This window comes from Pseudomonas fluorescens (genome assembly GCF_900636825.1).
Taxonomy (GTDB): Bacteria; Pseudomonadota; Gammaproteobacteria; order Pseudomonadales; family Pseudomonadaceae; genus Aquipseudomonas; species Aquipseudomonas fluorescens_BG.
In genome coordinates this window covers 2,480,412-2,497,886 of record NZ_LR134318.1, presented here as the reverse complement: position 1 = coordinate 2,497,886, position 17,475 = coordinate 2,480,412, and the positions used below count along the sequence as shown (strand labels likewise).

The 17,475-nt window shown below is 60.4% G+C and carries 15 protein-coding genes; 8 read left to right on the top strand and 7 right to left on the bottom strand.

Translation table 11 applies throughout. The features are described 5' to 3' along the window. Positions 1–22 precede the first annotated feature (22 nt). The 5 genes from EL257_RS11350 to EL257_RS11330 form a co-directional block, all read right to left on the bottom strand. Positions 23–1,198, bottom strand: coding sequence for a lactonase family protein (locus EL257_RS11350; protein ID WP_126362578.1), 1,176 nt, complete (start codon positions 1,196–1,198; stop codon positions 23–25). Next, the gene (locus EL257_RS11345) at positions 1,185–1,496 is read right to left on the bottom strand and encodes a DUF5629 family protein (protein WP_126362576.1); all 312 of its coding nucleotides are present in this window, start codon (positions 1,494–1,496) and stop codon (positions 1,185–1,187) included. Before EL257_RS11345 ends, EL257_RS11350 begins: the two co-directional genes overlap by 14 nt. 163 nt (positions 1,497–1,659) lie before the next feature. Further along, a complete protein-coding gene (locus EL257_RS11340; RefSeq protein WP_126362574.1) occupies positions 1,660–3,240 on the bottom strand; it encodes an aldehyde dehydrogenase (NADP(+)) in 1,581 nt (526 codons plus the stop codon). A gap of 9 nt (positions 3,241–3,249) precedes the next feature. Next, positions 3,250–4,242 (bottom strand): AraD1 family protein, encoded by a 993-nt coding sequence (araD1, locus tag EL257_RS11335; protein WP_126362572.1) that lies wholly within the window; start codon positions 4,240–4,242, stop codon positions 3,250–3,252. Positions 4,243–4,398: 156 nt separating this feature from the next. After that, on the bottom strand, positions 4,399–5,721 hold the full coding sequence (locus EL257_RS11330) for an MFS transporter (RefSeq protein WP_126362570.1): 1,323 nt from the start codon (positions 5,719–5,721) through the stop codon (positions 4,399–4,401). A 192-nt stretch (positions 5,722–5,913) separates the two neighbouring features. Between EL257_RS11330 and EL257_RS11325 the strand changes: the two genes are divergently transcribed. Together EL257_RS11325 and EL257_RS11320 are read left to right on the top strand one after the other, a co-directional pair. Continuing rightward, entirely contained in the window at positions 5,914–7,650 is a 1,737-nt protein-coding gene (locus tag EL257_RS11325; protein ID WP_126362568.1) for an IlvD/Edd family dehydratase, read from the top strand. Positions 7,651–7,875: 225 nt separating this feature from the next. Beyond that, a complete protein-coding gene (locus EL257_RS11320) occupies positions 7,876–8,595 on the top strand; it encodes a FadR/GntR family transcriptional regulator (protein WP_126362566.1) in 720 nt (239 codons plus the stop codon). Between the two features lie 262 nt (positions 8,596–8,857). On the opposite strand, the gene EL257_RS11315 is transcribed toward EL257_RS11320, so the two are convergent. Next, positions 8,858–11,242 (bottom strand): efflux RND transporter permease subunit, encoded by a 2,385-nt coding sequence (locus EL257_RS11315; protein WP_126362564.1) that lies wholly within the window; start codon positions 11,240–11,242, stop codon positions 8,858–8,860. After that, complete coding sequence (locus tag EL257_RS11310) at positions 11,239–12,282, bottom strand: WD40/YVTN/BNR-like repeat-containing protein (protein ID WP_126362562.1); 1,044 nt, start codon at positions 12,280–12,282, stop codon at positions 11,239–11,241. The genes EL257_RS11315 and EL257_RS11310 overlap by 4 nt, the downstream gene beginning before the upstream one ends. Before the next feature lie 425 nt (positions 12,283–12,707). Between EL257_RS11310 and EL257_RS11305 the strand changes: the two genes are divergently transcribed. The 6 genes from EL257_RS11305 (at position 12,708) to EL257_RS11280 (ending at position 17,475) form a co-directional block, all read left to right on the top strand. Continuing rightward, positions 12,708–13,298, top strand: coding sequence for an amino acid synthesis family protein (locus EL257_RS11305; RefSeq protein WP_007968626.1), 591 nt, complete (start codon positions 12,708–12,710; stop codon positions 13,296–13,298). Positions 13,299–13,330: 32 nt separating this feature from the next. Then, the gene (locus tag EL257_RS11300; RefSeq protein WP_126362560.1) at positions 13,331–14,164 is read left to right on the top strand and encodes an alpha/beta fold hydrolase; all 834 of its coding nucleotides are present in this window, start codon (positions 13,331–13,333) and stop codon (positions 14,162–14,164) included. Beyond that, positions 14,161–15,642 (top strand): aldehyde dehydrogenase, encoded by a 1,482-nt coding sequence (locus EL257_RS11295; protein WP_126362557.1) that lies wholly within the window; start codon positions 14,161–14,163, stop codon positions 15,640–15,642. Before EL257_RS11300 ends, EL257_RS11295 begins: the two co-directional genes overlap by 4 nt. 12 nt (positions 15,643–15,654) lie before the next feature. Beyond that, positions 15,655–16,140 carry a flavin reductase family protein gene (locus EL257_RS11290; RefSeq protein ID WP_126362555.1) on the top strand — a complete coding sequence of 162 codons (486 nt, stop codon included), beginning with the start codon at positions 15,655–15,657 and terminating at the stop codon, positions 16,138–16,140. Between the two features lie 123 nt (positions 16,141–16,263). Beyond that, positions 16,264–16,653 (top strand): carboxymuconolactone decarboxylase family protein, encoded by a 390-nt coding sequence (locus EL257_RS11285; protein WP_007968634.1) that lies wholly within the window; start codon positions 16,264–16,266, stop codon positions 16,651–16,653. A 57-nt stretch (positions 16,654–16,710) separates the two neighbouring features. Further along, complete coding sequence (locus tag EL257_RS11280; RefSeq protein ID WP_126362553.1) at positions 16,711–17,475, top strand: GntR family transcriptional regulator; 765 nt, start codon at positions 16,711–16,713, stop codon at positions 17,473–17,475.

The window sequence follows — 17,475 nt, the reverse complement described above, 5'->3', positions numbered from 1 at the left end:
CCCGTGCGCCGGGGCCTGTGGCTTATTGTCGCACTAGAAACTTGAGGTCGCTCGGCGCGTCCATCGGCAGTTTTTGCACGGTTTTGCCGAGCAGACCGGTCTTGGCGTCACGCTCGACGACGACAATCTGGTTGCTCTTCTGGTTGGCGATCAAGACGAACTTGCCGCTCGGATCGAGGGCAAACTCGCGCGGATGATCCCCTTCCACCGAACGCTTTTGCAGCTCCTTGAGCTGAGCGGTCGCCGGGTCAATGCTGAAAACGACGAGCTGATTGGCCGTGCCCCGATTGCTCACGTAGAGGAACTTGCCATCCGCCGAGGCGTGCAACGCCGCGCCCGCCTTGTCCGAGGTCGGCTGGCCCGCCGCGAGATCGACCAGTTGAGTCTGGGTCAGCACGCCGTCGTTGTAGTCGAATACCGCAACTTGCGCGCTCATTTCCATGGTCAGCCAGGCATGCTTGCCGTCAGCACTGAACAGCAGATGACGCGGGCCACTGCCGGCCGGCAACGTTACCGAGGCGGTTTTCGCCGGGGTCAGCGGCAAGTCCGGGTTGGCCTTCGGATCGTATTGATAGATGAAAACCTTATCCGCGCCCAGATCGTTGGAGAACATGAAGCGGCCGTCCGGCGAGGACACCGTCGAGTGCACGTGATTGGAAGCCTGACGCTCAGGGTTGACCCGACTGGCCGGGTGCGCGCTCATCTGCACCACCGGTTTCAACTGGCCGTCGGCATCGACCGGCAATACCGCCAAAGTGCCGCCCGGATCTTCCATCACCGAATAGTTGCTGACGAACAGGTGTTTGGCGTCAGCGCTGAGACTTGAATGGGTCGGCTCGTTGCCCAGGCTCTGGACTTGATTGATCAGGCTCAGGGCGTGGGTCTTCGGGTCGATGGCGAAGCTGCTGACACGACCGACCGGGTCAGTCTGGCCCGGGCCGTTTTCGTTGACCACGAACAAGCGCTTCTGGTCTTTCGAGAGGGTCAGCCACGAAGGGTTTTCGGTCTTGACCACTTGCAGCGGCTTGGCGTCGATCTGGCCGGTGGCGCTGTCGAACTGCATGCGGTAGATGCCTTCGCTGGTGCCGGCAGTGTAGGAACCGACCAGCAATTGGAGGGTTTCGGCAGAGGCGCTGGAAAGGCCCATCGCGCCGACGCTGCCGGCCATCAGCAAAGGCCAGAAGTTACGCATTTTCATTATTGTCATCCTCGTCGTCGCTGCTGCTGACTATGCCGCCGAGACACACCAGGCGATGTTCGCCCGTGGTCTTGGTATCACTGGCGTAACCGACGATCAGCCAGCTCTGCAGCGTCTCATCGAACGTCGCCGCCGCGACCTGCGCCGGGGTAAATTCCCAGAACTTCGCTTCACGGCCAACGATGCATTCAATGTGCAGGTTATCGTCCTCGTCGAGGGCGAATTCGAAGGCGTGCAGGCCATCGATTTCGACCATACCGCAGTGTTCGAGGGCGTTGAGAAGGGTTTGGGCAGTCATGGCAAACAGTCTTTCTAGGGGGGAAAGGGCCAATGATAGCTCATGGCGCCCTGCCCCTTGTGCAGGAGCTGCCGAAGGCTGCGATCTTTTGATTTTTGCTTTTAACAACAAGATCAAAAGATCGCAGCCTTCGGCAGCTCCTACACAGGGATTGCGCTGCTGGTTAGATCGCGTCACGCGATGGCTTGCCATCCACCAGACGCTGGATACGCAACGGGTTGGCGTTTTTCAGCGGCTCGGGCAGCAAGCTGTCCGGGTAGTTCTGGAAGCACACCGGGCGCAGGAAGCGATCGATCGCCAGCGTGCCCACCGAAGTGCCGCGCGCATCGGACGTCGCCGGGTATGGCCCGCCATGCACCATCGAATCGCACACTTCGACACCGGTCGGATAACCATTGAGCAGAATGCGCCCGACCTTTTGTTCCAGCAGCGGCGTCAGTTCGGCGAATTGCTCGAAATCAGCCGGCTCACCGATGATCGTCGCGGTCAATTGACCGTGCAGGCCGTGCAGCGCTGCGCTCAGTTGTGCCTGATCGGCCACTTCCACGATGACCGTAGTCGGACCGAAGACTTCTTCCTGCAGCACTTCGTCGCCGTTGATCAACAGGCTGGCATCAGCCTTGAACAACTGCGGCTGCGCCTGGTTGCCCTGCTGCGGATTGCCGGCCAGATGCTCGATGCCCGAATGCGTCAGGAGTTTTTCCAGACCTTTGCCATAGCTGCCGAGGGTGCCGGCATTGAGCATGGTTTGCGCCGGTTGATCGCCAATCGCGGCGGCAACCTGTTGCACGAATGCGCTGAACTGCGGTGAGCGAATGCCGATCACCAGACCCGGATTGGTACAGAACTGACCGCAACCCTGCACCACCGAAGCGGTGAGATCGCGGGCAACAGTTTCCGAACGTGCAGCGAGCGCTTGCGGCAGCACGATCACCGGGTTGATGCTCGACATTTCGGCGAACACCGGGATCGGTTGCGGGCGCGCAGCGGCCATGTCGCATAGTGCGCGACCACCCTTGAGCGAACCGGTAAAGCCGACCGCCTGGATTGCCGGATGCTTGACCAGCCACTCGCCGACGCCGCCACCGTAGATCATGTTGAACACGCCCGCCGGCATGGCGGTTTTTTCTGCGGCGCGAATGATTGCGTCGGCGACCAGCTCAGCGGTGGCCATATGGCCGCTGTGAGCCTTGAATACTACCGGGCAACCGGCGGCCAGTGCCGCAGCGGTATCGCCGCCAGCGGTGGAAAACGCCAGCGGGAAATTGCTCGCGCCAAACACGGCGACCGGGCCTAGGCCGATGCGGTATTGGCGCAGATCCGGACGTGGCAGCGGCTGGCGATCCGGCAGTGCCTGATCGATGCGTGCGCCATAGAAGTCACCGCGACGCAGGACCTTGGCGAACAGACGCATTTGCCCGCTGGTACGACCGCGTTCGCCCTGGATGCGCCCGGCCGGCAGCGCGGTTTCGCGGCAGACCACGGCAACGAAGTCATCGCCGAGGGCGTCGAGTTCATCGGCAACCGCGTCGAGGAATTGCGCGCGACGTTCGGCGCTGAGGCTGCGGTAAGTCGGGTAAGCCGCAGCGGCGGCTTTGGCGGCGGCGTCGACTTCTTCCGCCGTGGCCTGAGTGAAGTCGTGCGGCAGGGCTTCGCCCGTGCTGGCGTCGACCGAGTGCAATTTGACCGTGCCAGCCGCGCTGCGCTGACCGCCGATGTAGTTGTGACCGAGAATCTGAGTCATGGGATCTCCTTAAAGGGTGCCGATGCTGTCCGGTTCAAAAGCCGCCGGAACCGGGACGATGCCGTTGACCAGCGGTGCGCCGAAGTCGGCCTGGCTGATCTCGAAGGTGTCGCCCGGCTGGGTGCGGATGCCATCGGCAAACGACAGGGTCGCAGTGCCGAAGAAATGAATATGCACGTCGCCCGGACGCAGGAACTGACTGTACTTGAAGTGGTGGTATTCGAGGTTCGCCAGGCTGTGGCACATGTTGGCCTCGCCGCTGAGGAACTCGTTCTGCCAGAGCACTTCGCCGTCACGCAGGATTCGACTGGTGCCGGCAAGGTGTTGAGGCAATTCACCGGTGCGAAGTTCCGGACCATAACTGCAACTGCGCAATTTCGAGTGCGCAAGGTACAGGTAATTCTTGCGTTCCATGACGTGGTCGGAGAACTCGTTGCCCACTGCGAAACCGAGGCGATAAGGCTTGCCGTCGTTGCCGATGATGTACAGGCCAGCCATTTCCGGCTCTTCACCGGCGTCTTCGGCGAACGGCGGCAGCGGGAACGGTTGCCCCGGACGCACGACGATGCTGCCGTCGCCTTTGTAGAACCATTCTGGCTGCACACCGGCCAGCCCCGCCGCCGGTTTGCCGCCCTCCACGCCCCATTTGAAGATGCGCATGGTGTCGGTCATCGCCGCTTCGTCGCCGGCCTGCTGGTGCATTTTGTCCCGCGCCGAAGCGCTGCCCAGGTGCGTCAGGCCGGTGCCGCTGACCAGCATGTGCGCCGGGTCCGGGTGATCGAGCGGCGGCAGGATGCGCAGTTGCGCGAGCAGTTCGGCGTAGTCGTGGCTGATGCCGAGGCCGAGTGTCTGCACTTGCTGCTCGAGGGTGTTGCCGGCTTCGATGGCTGCCAGTGCCAGATCGCGCACGCTGCGGGCGTCCTGGACTTCACGGACCTGACCGTTGTCGACCACGCCGACGCGGCGTTCGCGGTTGCTTAATTCGAATTGAACCAGATGCATATGTCCTCTCCTTTATCCATAATTCCGAAACACCGCAAAACCCTGTGGGAGCTGGCTTGCCAGCGATAGCAACCTGTCTGACACATCAATGTTGGATGTGCCGCCGTCATCGCTGGCAAGCCAGCTCCCACAGGGGTGGTAATTGATCCATAGGCGTCAGGTTCGGGTCGCACCGCGCGCACTGGCGGCGAACTGGTCGACTGGCAACACATGTTTGCGCTCAAGTACGCGGTAAACGATGCCGGTCAGCACCAGCCCGAACACCATCACGCCCGAAAGGAAGTACAACCCCGAAGCCAGATTGCCGGTGTATTCCTTCAACGCGCCAATCACGAACGGGCCGATGTAGCCGCCGAGGTTGCCCACCGAGTTGATCAACGCAATGCCCGCCGCCGCACTGGCGCCGGCAAAGAACCGTCCGGGCAAGGTCCAGAACACCGCTGTGCAGGAAAACAACGCAAACGCCACCAGACATAGCGCCGCCAGTTGCGCCACCGGCAACGACAGCCAGGCACTGAGGAACAAGCCGATTGCGCCGAGCACATAAAGGACGGCGAGATGGCCGTAGCGATCGTTCAAGCGATCAGAGCTGCGCGGAATGATCAGCAGACCGATGATCCCGAAAATGTACGGTACCGAAGAAACGAATCCGGTCACCAGGTCGCTGCCGCCAAACTGTTTGATCAGCGTCGGCAGCCACAGGCCCAAACCATAAATGCTCAGGGTCACTGGCAAATAGAACAGCGCCAGCAGCAACACGCGTTTGTCTTTCAGCGCGTGCAGCGGATTGCCGTGACGGGTCTGGCCGTATTCCTGCAAATCCTTTTTCAGCTCACCGGTCAGCCAGTCTTTTTCAGACTGATCCATCCACTTCACCTGCTGCGGGCCGTCCGGCAACCAGCGCAGTACCGGCCAGGTCAGCAGAATCGCCGGGGTGCCGATGACAATGAACAACCACTGCCAGCCGTGCAGACCGAGAATGCCGTCCATGCCGAGCAAACCGCCAGACACGGGGCCGGTGATCATCATGGCGATTGGTTGCGACAGAATGAACAGCCCGAGAATCTTGCCGCGATGGCGTACCGGGAACCATTGGGTGATGTAGTAGAGGACGCCGGGGAAGAAGCCCGCCTCGGCGGCGCCGAGCAGGAAGCGCATCACGTAGAAACTGTGCGGCCCCTGAACAAACGCCATGCCGATGGTGATCGCGCCCCAGGTGATCATGATCCGTGCAAACCAGCGCCGCGCGCCGAAGCGTTCGAGCATCAGGTTGCTGGGAATTTCCAGCAGAAAGTAACCGATGAAAAACAGCCCGGCGCCCAGGCCATAGGCCGCGTCGCCGATGCCGATGTCGGCGCCCATGTGCAGTTTGGCGAAGCCAACAGCGGAGCGATCCACATAGGCGATCAGGTACAGCAGGATCAGGAAGGGAATCAGTTTCAGTGTGATGCGCCGGATAAGCCGCAGTTCCTGGCTCATGAGATCGGTCTCCGATTGTTGTTTTTATAGAACCTCGGGGGACGCCTCTCGCCAAAACAGCCAGGGCCATCCCTCCGTCGAAAACGACTATATAGTAATACTAATTACCCAACAACACTTCCAAAGCGCGGATTTTGAGCTTAGATTAAGCGTCAGCTCGTAAACAATAGTCTTACAATAAGAGAATCGAACATGTCTGATAAGAAACCCACCCTGCGCTCCGCCCAATGGTTTGGCACGGCCGACAAGAACGGCTTCATGTACCGCAGCTGGATGAAGAATCAGGGCATCGCCGACCATCAGTTCCACGGCAAGCCGATCATCGGCATCTGCAACACCTGGTCGGAACTGACGCCGTGCAACGCGCACTTTCGCCAGATCGCGGAGCACGTCAAACGCGGGGTGATCGAGGCCGGTGGTTTCCCTGTGGAATTTCCAGTGTTCTCCAACGGCGAATCGAACCTGCGCCCGACCGCCATGCTCACCCGCAACCTGGCGAGCATGGACGTTGAGGAGGCGATTCGCGGCAACCCTATCGACGGCGTGGTGCTGCTGACCGGTTGCGACAAAACCACTCCGGCGTTGCTGATGGGCGCGGCCAGTTGCGACGTGCCGGCCATCGTCGTCACCGGCGGGCCGATGCTCAACGGCAAGCACAAAGGCAAGGACATCGGCTCCGGCACCGTGGTCTGGCAGCTCAGCGAACAGGTCAAGGCCGGCACCATCACCATTGACGATTTCCTCGCGGCCGAGGGCGGCATGTCGCGTTCGGCGGGCACCTGCAACACCATGGGCACCGCGTCGACCATGGCCTGCATGGCTGAAGCACTGGGCACTTCGCTGCCGCACAACGCGGCGATCCCTGCGGTGGATGCGCGTCGTTACGTGCTGGCGCATATGTCCGGCATGCGTGCGGTAGAGATGGTGCGCGAAGATTTGAAACTGTCGAAGATCCTCACCAAGGAAGCTTTCGAAAACGCCATCCGCGTCAACGCGGCCATTGGCGGTTCGACCAACGCGGTGATTCACTTGAAAGCCATCGCCGGACGCATTGGCGTCGAGCTCGATCTGGATGACTGGACCCGCATCGGTCGCGGCATGCCGACCATCGTCGACCTGCAACCGTCGGGGCGTTTCCTGATGGAAGAGTTCTACTACGCCGGTGGTTTGCCAGCGGTGCTGCGTCGCCTCGGCGAAGCCAATCTGATTCCTAATCCGAATGCACTGACCGTCAATGGCAAGTCCATCAGCGAGAACACCAAGGACGCGCCGATTTATGGCGAAGACGAGGTGATCCGCACTCTCGACAATCCGATTCGCGCCGACGGCGGCATTTGCGTGTTGCGCGGCAACCTGGCGCCGTTGGGCGCAGTGCTCAAGCCGTCCGCCGCCACCGCTGAATTGATGCAACATCGCGGTCGCGCGGTGGTGTTCGAGAACTTCGACATGTACAAGGCGCGGATCAATGATCCTGAGCTGGACGTCGATAAAGACTCGATTCTGGTGATGAAGAACTGCGGGCCGAAGGGTTATCCAGGCATGGCCGAAGTCGGCAACATGGGCCTGCCGGCCAAGCTGCTAGCCCAAGGCGTGACTGACATGGTGCGCATCTCTGACGCGCGCATGAGCGGCACGGCATACGGCACGGTGGTTTTGCACGTTGCCCCGGAAGCGGCCGCGGGCGGGCCTCTGGCGACCGTGAAGGAAGGCGACTGGATCGAACTCGATTGCGCCAGCGGCCGTCTGCATCTGGATATTTCCGATGCCGAACTGGCCGCGCGCATGGCCGATCTGCAACCGCCGCAGCAATTGCTGGTGGGGGGTTATCGTCAGCTGTACATCGACCATGTGCTGCAGGCGGATCAGGGTTGTGATTTTGACTTCCTGGTTGGTTGCCGAGGGGCTGAAGTGCCGCGCCATTCACATTAAGAGCAAAAGATCGCAGCCTGCGGCAGCTCCTACATGGGAATGCGAATCCCTGTGGGAGCTAGCCCTGCTAGCGATTGCGGCCTGTCAGTCAGTCTCCCGTTGATTGACACACCGCTATCGCCAGCAGGGCTGGCTCCCACATTTGGCTTGTGTGTCTGCCTCAAGATTGTGCCGTGCCTGCTATGATGCGCGGCATCTCCATCGCTCAGGATCGCGCCGTTCCCCATGGATTACCGCAAACCCTCCGACCGTAAAAGCATGCACTCGCGCATCGTCCAGGAATTGGGCATGCAGATCGTCTCCGGACGCTTCAAGCCCGACGACAAACTGCCCGCCGAAGCCCTGCTCTGCGAGGAATACGCGGTCAGTCGTCCGGTGTTGCGCGAAGCCACGCGAGTGCTGGTGGCCAAGGGTCTGGTGTACTCCAGGCCGCGCGTGGGCACGGTGGTCAAGGCGCGCCGCGAGTGGCACATGCTCGACCCGGACGTGCTGCACTGGCTGATGCAAAGCAGCCCGCAGAATGAATTCTTCAATGTGCTGACCAGCGTGCGCAGCATCATCGAACCGGCAGCCGCCGCCCTCGCCGCTCAGCATGCAACCGATGCCGACATTGCCGCGATCAATGAAGCGTATCAACGCATGGAAGCGGCGCCGACGCCGGAAGCCTTGTTGCAGCCGGATCTGGATTTCCACAGCCGCATCGCCGATGCGACGCACAATGATTTGCTGGCGAACCTGTGCAACATGTTGGCAGTGGCGATTGCCGAGGCGTTGAAGCATTCCAACCAGCGGCCGAATTTGCATGAATTGGCATTGCCGCGGCATAAGGCGATTCTGACGGCGATCGAAAATCGTGATGCGCTGGGTGCGCGCCATGCGACTTTGGTGCAGCTGGATGATGCGCGTAGTGCGCTCAGCGTTGTGCTTGGCGCTGAGCTTTCTTAAGGCTTCAGACCGCCTGCCCTCACCCTAGCCCTCTCCCAGAGGTAGAGGGGACCGACCGAGGCGTGCTTCGTCATACATCGACCTGAAAATCCGAGTCGATTATGGATTCACAGCAGGACGCTCAAGTCGGCGTAAATCTCCAATATCCCCCAATCAGTCCCCTCTCCCCCCGGGAGAGGGTTAGGGTGAGGGGCTCTTGATCTTCAGCCACAAAAAAAGCCGCAACCCTAAGGTTGCGGCTTTGTCGTTTCAGGCTTGCAGATCAATGCGCAAACAGCGAATTGCCCTTCTGCCCCGCCAGTTTCTCCGGCTTGATCAGGAACTTCGCCAGCGCCGGCAGCAGCCACAGCGCGCCGAACATGTTCCACAGCAGCATGAAGGTCAGCATCAGGCCCATGTCCGCCTGGAACTTGATCGCCGAGAAGATCCAGGTGCACACCCCGATTGCCAGGCACAGACCGGTGAACAACACCGCTTTACCGGTGGATTTCAGCGTCTGGTAATAGGCTTCCTGCAACGGCAGCCCGGCACGCAGGAAACTCTCGAGACGGCTGTAGATGTAGATGCCGTAATCGACACCAATCCCCACACCCAGCGCCACCACCGGCAAGGTCGCAACCTTCACGCCGATGCCCATGAACGCCATCAGCGCGTTGCCCAGTACCGAGGTCAGCACCAGCGGCAGGACGATGCACAGGGTCGCGGCCCACGAGCGGAAGGTGATCATGCACATCACCGCGACGCAGATGTACACCAGAATCAGGATGGTCAGCTCAGCCTGTTTGATGACTTCGTTGGTCGCCGCTTCGATCCCGGCGTTACCGGCGGCAAGAATGAATTCCAGGCCGTCCTTGTTGTTCTCCTTGGCGAATTCCTGCACCGCGTTCACCGCACGATCCAGGGTTTCGGCCTTGTGATCGTTGAGGAACACCAGTACCGGCGCAAGTGAGCAACTGTTGTTGTACAGACCATCAGCGCGGGCGATCGAGTTGTTCAGCACGTCCGGGTTGCGCGACAGGGTTTCCCATTTCAGGTTGCCCTCGTTCATGCCCTTGATCATTTGCTTGGACACGGTCACCAGCGAGATTGCCGACTGCACGCCCTCGGTGTTCTGCATCTTCCACATCAGTTGATCGATCGGCGCCATGGCTTCGTAGCGCGAGCAGCCTTCAGCCTTGGTCTTGACCATCACCACCAGCACATCGGAGCTGGTCGAATAATTGCTGATGATGAAGTTGTTGTCCTTGTTGTAGCGCGAATCCGGACGGAGTTCCGGCGCTCCCTGATCGAGGTCGCCGATTTTCAGGTTCTGGCTGTACCAGAGGCCGCCGCCGAAGGCGATCAGCGCCAGCACCACCGAGATGCGTGCGACTTTCGGGCTGGCGAAGTTCGACAGCAGGCGCCAGAACGGATGTTCGCGGTTCGCGTCTTTCTTGCTCTTGGCAATCGCGCGTTTGCTGATGCCGACATAGGAAATCGCCACCGGCAGCAGGATCAGGTTGGTGAACACGATCACCGCAACACCGATCGAGGCGCCGATCGCCAGTTCACGGATCACGCCGATGTCGATGATCAGCAAGGTAATGAAGCCCACCGCATCCGCGAGAATCGCGATCATCCCCGGCAGAAACAACTGACGGAATGTGCGTCGTGCGGCGGTCAGCGCGTTGTCGGCCTCGCTGGATTGCAGGGCAATACCGTTGATCTTCTGCACGCCGTGCGAAATACCAATGGCGAAGATCAGGAACGGCACCAGCATCGAATACGGGTCGAGTCCGAAGCCGAAAAAGTGCATCAGCCCGAGCTGCCAGACCACCGCCACCAGCGTCGTACTCAGCACCGCAATGGTGCTACGCAGGCAGTTGGTGAACCACAGCAGCAGTATCAGCGTGATGACGAAAGCGATGCCGAAGAACATCACCACCATCACCAGGCCATCGATCAGATCGCCGACTTTCTTGGCGAAACCGACGATATGGATTTTGACGTTGGGGTTCTGCGCTTCGAATTTATTGCGGATCTTGTCTTCGAGTTCATGGGAGAACTTGCGGTAGTCCAGCGCGAGCAACTTGCCCTGGTCTTCCGGGTCCGGGTAGGACTCCAGCAGCGGGATGTCGACGATGCTCGACTTGAAGTCGTTGGCCACCAGACGCCCGACCTGGCCGGACTTGAGTACGTTGTTGCGCAGCAGATCGAGGCTGTCCTGCGAGCCGTTGTAGCTCTGCGGAATCACTTCGCCGCCGGCGAAACCTTCTTCGGTCACTTCGGTCCAGCGTACGCTCGGGCTCCACAGCGACTTCAGACCGGAGCGGTCGACCCCGGAAATGTAGAACACCTCGTCGTTGATCTGGCGCAGGGTCTCCATGTATTCCCTGGAGAAAATATCGCCGTCTTTGGCTTCCACCGAAATTCGCACGGTGTTGCCCAGGTTCGCCAGATCGTTGCGGTGTTCCATCATCTTCTCGATGAACGGATGCTGCAGCGGAATCATCTTTTCGAAACTGGTCGATGGACGGATCAGCGTCGCTTGCCAGAACAGGAACACGCTCACCACCAGACAGATCAGGATCACGGCCGGACGGTTGTTGAAGATCAGGCGCTCGAGAACCGTCGCCTTTTCCTGCTGAGGAGTGATCAAGGAAGTCATAGCCCCGCCTTCTTGTTATTGGTCTCGGCACCGTTTGGCTGGGTGAGGTGCAAGCCGCCCTGCCCGGTCAGAATCAAATTGCCGTTGCCGGCGGCGGTTACCGACGACAGCGAAATGCGATCCGGGCGGTTGAACACGCTGAACGTTTCGCCATCATCGCTGCTGCTGATCACCGAACCGCCGTTGCCGACGATCACGATCGAGCCATCTTCAAGCAGCGTCGCGCCGGACAAGCCGAACTCCAGTGAACCGCGTGCGGCTTTCAGCTCGACCTGCTCCCAAGTGCTGCCGAAATCGCTCGAACGATACAGATTGCCGCGCAAGCCGTAGGCCAGCAGAGTCTGCGGCTGGGCGGTACCGATGACGCCGAACAGCGAACCTTCGTACGGGCCTTCGAGCTTTTCCCAGGTCTGGCCGGCATCGGCGGAGCGGAACATGCTGCCCGACTCGCCAACGATGAACAGCCCGGCATCCTTCACGGCGGCAATAGCGTTGAGGTGGAACTGGTCTTCGTTGTCGAGGCGATCGCTGACATCTTCCCAGTTGTTACCGCCGTCAGTGGTTTCCAACAGCGTGCCGTAAGCGCCCACGGCAAAGCCGCTGCTGGCATCCTTGAACCAGACGTCGAGCAGCGGCGATTCGCGTTTGAGGTCTTCGAATTGTTTGGTCCAGGTCAGACCGCCGTCTGCGCTGGCGAGAATCTGTGCATCGTGGCCGACGGCCCAACCGTGTTTGTCGTCGACAAAATACACAGCAGTCAACAGTTGCCGGGTCGGCACCTTGGCCTGGGTCCAGGTTTTGCCCTGGTCATCGGAATAGAGAATGTGCCCGCGATCGCCGACCGCGACCAACCGTGCGCCGGCGTGGACGACATCGAGAATCAGGCTTTTCGCGGCTTTCGCGGACTCGGTGGCATACACGGCATCGGCCGGTGCCTCGGCGGCAATCACAGGTGTCGACAACATGGCAAAGCCCAGCAGCGAGAGTGCTGTGGCCAGCAACGCGGTGTTGCGTAACGCCGGCGGGCGGCAACGACTCATAGACCTTCCCCTATTTATTATTGTTAGGCCAGTTGGCCTTCAAGGGCGCCGCAAGGGTGCTGCGTGGGTGGCTGGTCAGAAGCATAGTCCTGAAACCCGCAATCCAGAGCCCCTTCGGAAGCTGGCTCATCCTATCGGGCTTTGTAAATGTCTGACAATCGGCGCCACGTTATCTTTTGTTAACCGAAAGCGGCCCGCACAAAACCTTGTAGGAGCTGACGAGTGAAACGAGGCTGCGATCTTTTGATCCTGGGCATTAAAGATCAAAAGATCGCAGCGTTCCGCAGCTCCTACAGATTTTTGCGTGTGATGGCGGGGGATTCGTCGGGTGGATAAAGGGAATCTTGCGAAGGGGACTTGCAGGATCGGTATTATGGTATACCATCAGACGCACAGACACTCTCAATCCCCCAACGGAGCAGCTCATGAGTTTCGAAATTCGCAAGATCGTCAGCTATGTCGAAGAAACCTTCATCGAAGGCGGCAAAGCCACTGACAAGCCAGTGACCATGGTCGGTCTCGCCGTGGTGATGAAGAACCCTTGGGTGGGCAACGGCTTTGTTGAAGATCTCAAGCCGCAGATTCGCGCCAACTGCTCCGACCTCGGCGCCATGATGGTCGAGCGTCTGGTCGGCATCATCGGCGGTGCCGAGAAGATCGAAGCCTACGGCAAAGCGGCCGTGGTCGGTGCTGATGGCGAAATCGAGCACGCCTCCGCCGTGATTCACACCCTGCGCTTCGGCAACCACTACCGCGAAGCCGTGAAAGCCAAGAGCTACCTGAGCTTCACCAACAAGCGCGGCGGTCCGGGTACTTCGATTCAGATCCCGATGATGCACAAGGACGACGAAGGCCTGCGTTCACACTACATCACCCTGGAAATGCAGATCGAAGACGCGCCGCGCGCCGACGAAATCGTCGTCGTGCTGGGTTGCGCCGACGGTGGCCGCCTGCATCCGCGCATCGGCAACCGCTATATCGATCTGGAAGAACTGGCCGCCGAAAAAGCCCAGTAATCACAACAAGAAAGGCAATGCAGGAGCGCTCCATGATTCGGCTCACCGCTGAACTCACCCCGGCTGGCACCAGTTACCTGGCGACCGGCCAAGGCCAGCCCGTGGTTTTGATCCACGGCGTGGGCCTGAACAAAGAAATGTGGGGCGGGCAGATTGTCGGCCTGTCCAGCCAATACCGGGTGATCGCCTACGACATGCTCGGCCACGGCGCCAGTCCGCGACCGGCCAGCGGCACTGATCTGCTCGGTTATGCTGATCAGTTGCTCGAGCTGCTCGATCACTTGAACCTGCCGCAGGCAGCGGTGATCGGCTTCTCCATGGGCGGTCTGGTCGCACGGGCCTTTGCCCTGCATTATCCGGAGCGCCTGCAAAGCCTGGTGGTGTTGAACAGTGTGTTCAACCGCAGCGAAGAACAGCGCGCCGGCGTTATTGCGCGTACCGCGCAGGCTGCCGAGCACGGCCCGGATGCCAATGCCGAGGCCGCGCTGTCACGCTGGTTCAGCCGCGAATATCAGGCGGCCAACCCGGCGCAGATCGCCGCGCTGCGTCAGACCCTGGCCAATAATGATCCGCAGGGTTACCTGACCACCTACGAATTGTTTGCCACTCAAGACATGTACCGCGCCGACGACCTGAGCAGTATCCAGGCGCCGACGCTGATCGCCACTGGCGAACTCGACCCCGGGTCGACGCCGGAAATGGCCGAGCAACTGGCCCGACGCATCCCTGGTGCGAAGGTTGCCGTGCTCCCCGAGCAACGGCATATGATGCCGGTAGAGTCGCCGCGTCTGGTCAATCAGATGCTGCTGGAATTTCTTCAATTCGCACACTCCCGACAAAACCATATAAAGGGGATCGTTGCATGACACTCGCACGCTTCCAGATGTGCATCGGCGGAGAATGGGTAGACGCCCTCTCCGGCAAGACTTTCGAAAGCCTCAACCCGGCCTCCGCGCAAGCCTGGGCCGAACTGCCCGACGCCGATGAAGCAGACGTCGAACGCGCTGTGCAAGCGGCGCAAACTGCCTTCGACGGCCCGGCATGGCGCGGCCTCACCGCCACCGCCCGAGGCAAACTGTTGCGTCGCCTCGGTGACCTGATCGCGGAAAACAAGGAACACCTGGCGCAGCTGGAAAGCCGCGACAACGGCAAACTGATCCGCGAAACCCGTGGCCAGGTCAGCTATCTGCCGGAGTTCTTCCACTACACCGCAGGTCTGGCCGACAAGCTTGAAGGCGGCACCCTGCCGCTGGACAAGCCCGATCTGTTTGCCTACACCGTGCACGAAGCCATGGGTGTGGTCGCCGCGATCATTCCTTGGAACAGCCCGCTGTACCTGACCGCAATCAAACTGGCCCCGGCCCTCGCCGCCGGCAACACCATTGTGATCAAACCGTCCGAGCACGCTTCGGCGACGATTCTCGAGCTGGCACGGCTGGCCCTCGAGGCCGGAATTCCGCCGGGCGTGGTCAACGTCGTGACCGGTTACGGCCCGAGCACCGGCGCCGCCCTCACCCGCCATCCGCTGATCCGCAAGATTGCCTTCACTGGCGGCGCTGCGACGGCACGCCACGTGGTGCGCAGCAGCGCCGATAACTTCGCCAAGCTGTCACTGGAGCTGGGCGGCAAGTCGCCGAATATCATTTTCGCCGACGCTGATCTCGACAGCGCGATCAACGGCGCGATTGCCGGGATCTACGCGGCTTCAGGGCAGAGCTGCGTGTCCGGTTCGCGTTTGCTCGTGCAGGATGAAATCTACGACGAGTTCGTCAATCGTCTGGTCGAACGCGCCCAGCGCATTCGCATCGGCAACCCGCAGGAAGACAGCAGCGAGATGGGCCCGATGGCTACCGCCCAGCAATTGGCGGTGGTCGAAGGTCTGGTCGCTGATGCCATTGCCGAAGGCGCGCGTTTGCGCACTGGCGGCAAGCGTCCGACCGATGTCGGCGAAGGCTGGTTCTATGAGCCGACGCTGTTCGAGTGCGACCGTAACTCGATGAAGATCATGCAGGAAGAAGTCTTCGGTCCGGTGGCTTCGGTGATTCGTTTCAAGGACGAAGCCGAAGCGCTGGCGATCGCCAACGACTCGCAGTTCGGCCTCGCCGCCGGTATCTGGACCCGTGATCTGGGCCGCGCTCATCGCCTCGCGCGTGATGTGCGTTCCGGAATCATCTGGGTCAACACTTACCGCGCAGTGTCGGCGATGGCGCCCATCGGCGGCTTCAAGAACAGTGGCTATGGACGCGAAAGCGGCATCGATTCGGTGCTGGCCTACACCGAGCTGAAAACGGTGTGGATCAACCTCTCCCAGGCGCCAATGCCTGATCCGTTTGTGATGCGCTAGGAGTCCTGCGAAATGATCGAACCCGGCATTTACAAAGACGTCATGAGCTCGTTCCCGTCCGGCGTCACGGTGGTCACCACCCTCGACCCGGATGGCGGCATCGTCGGCATCACCGCCAGCGCGTTCAGCGCGCTGTCGATTGATCCGGCGCTGGTGCTGTTCTGCCCCAACTACGCCTCTGACACCTACCCGGTGCTGCGCGACAGCAAGAAATTCGCCATTCACTTGCTCTCCGCCGACCAGACCGCCGAAGCGTACGCGTTTGCCAGCAAGGGCAAGGAAAAGGCCAAAGACATCAAGTGGCACTTGAGCGAATTGGGTAATCCGATTCTGGCCAAGGCTACGGCGATCATCGAGTGCGAGTTGTGGCGTGAATACGACGGCGGCGATCACGCGATCATCGTTGGCGCGGTGAAGAACCTGATCCTGCCCGAGCAACCGGTGACACCGATGATTTATCACAAAGGCAAGCTGGGCGCGTTGCCCACCCTGACCTGACGGATTCACACAAATCCCCCTGTAGGAGCTGCCGCAGGCTGCGATCTTTTGACTTTGATGTTTAGAAGCAAGATCAAAGGATCGCAGCCTTCGGCAGCTCCTACAGGGGGAGTTGGAGGAATGATGAGTAACGAAAAGTACGAAAAAGGCCTGAAGATCCGTACGCAGGTGCTCGGCGAAGCCTACGTTCAGCGTTCGATAGAGAACGCCGACGACTTCACCCGCCCGCTGCAGGAAATGGTGACCGAATACTGCTGGGGCCATGTCTGGGGGCGTGAGGGTTTGTCGCTCAAAGAGCGCAGCATGATCAACCTGGCGATGATCTCGGCACTCAACCGTCCGCATGAACTCAAGCTGCATGTGCGCGGCGCCTTGCGTAACGGCCTGAGTCGTGAGCAAATACGCGAAATTCTGCTTCAGGTCGGCATTTATTGCGGCGTTCCGGCAGCCGTGGACAGTTTCCGGCTGGCCCGTGAAGCCTTTGCCGAAGCCGACGCCGAGGCCTCCAGTTAACCCTCGGCTGTTTTGATGCCCGTCTGGCATGGACAGCCAAGCTCAAGAGCGGACCCCATGAAACGCCAGCCACTCGACGACAGCTTCAAGGTCAATCGCAACCCCGTTACCCTGCGCGAAATCGTGCTGGACAAACTGCGTAGCGCGATCATGAATTTCCAGCTCATGCCAGGCGATCGCCTGGTCGAACGCGACCTGTGCGACCGTCTCGGCGTCAGCCGCACTTCGGTGCGCGAAGCCTTGCGTCACCTCGAATCCGAAGGTCTTGTCGAATTCGCCGACGCCAAAGGCCCGCGCGTGGCGATCATCACCCTTGACGATGCCGTCGATATTTACGAATTGCGTTGCGTACTCGAAGGCCTGATCGTCCAGCTGTTCACCCTGCGCGCCAAAGCCAAAGACATCAAAGCCCTTGAAAAAGCCCTTGATGACAACCGCAAGGCGCTCAAGGACGGCGAGCTGCAACAGGTGATCGACTCGGTGCAGGGTTTTTACGACGTGCTGCTCGAAGGCTCGGGCAACCACGTCGCCGCCACGCAACTGCGCCAGTTGCAGGCGCGCATCAGCTATCTGCGCGCGACCTCGGTCTCTCAGGAGAACCGGCGCGGCGCGAGTAATCACGAGATGGAAAAAATGGTCGAGGCGATCAAAAGCGGCGATCCGCTGGCGGCGCATCAGGCTTGTGTCGATCACGTCCGCGCAGCCGCTACCGTTGCCCTCGACTATCTCAAGCGCAAGCAGGAAGAAACCGGCGTCGCCGTCAAAGGCACCCCGGCGATCACCCTGCCGATCGCGCTGAAAGAACCACGCATAGGTCAATGA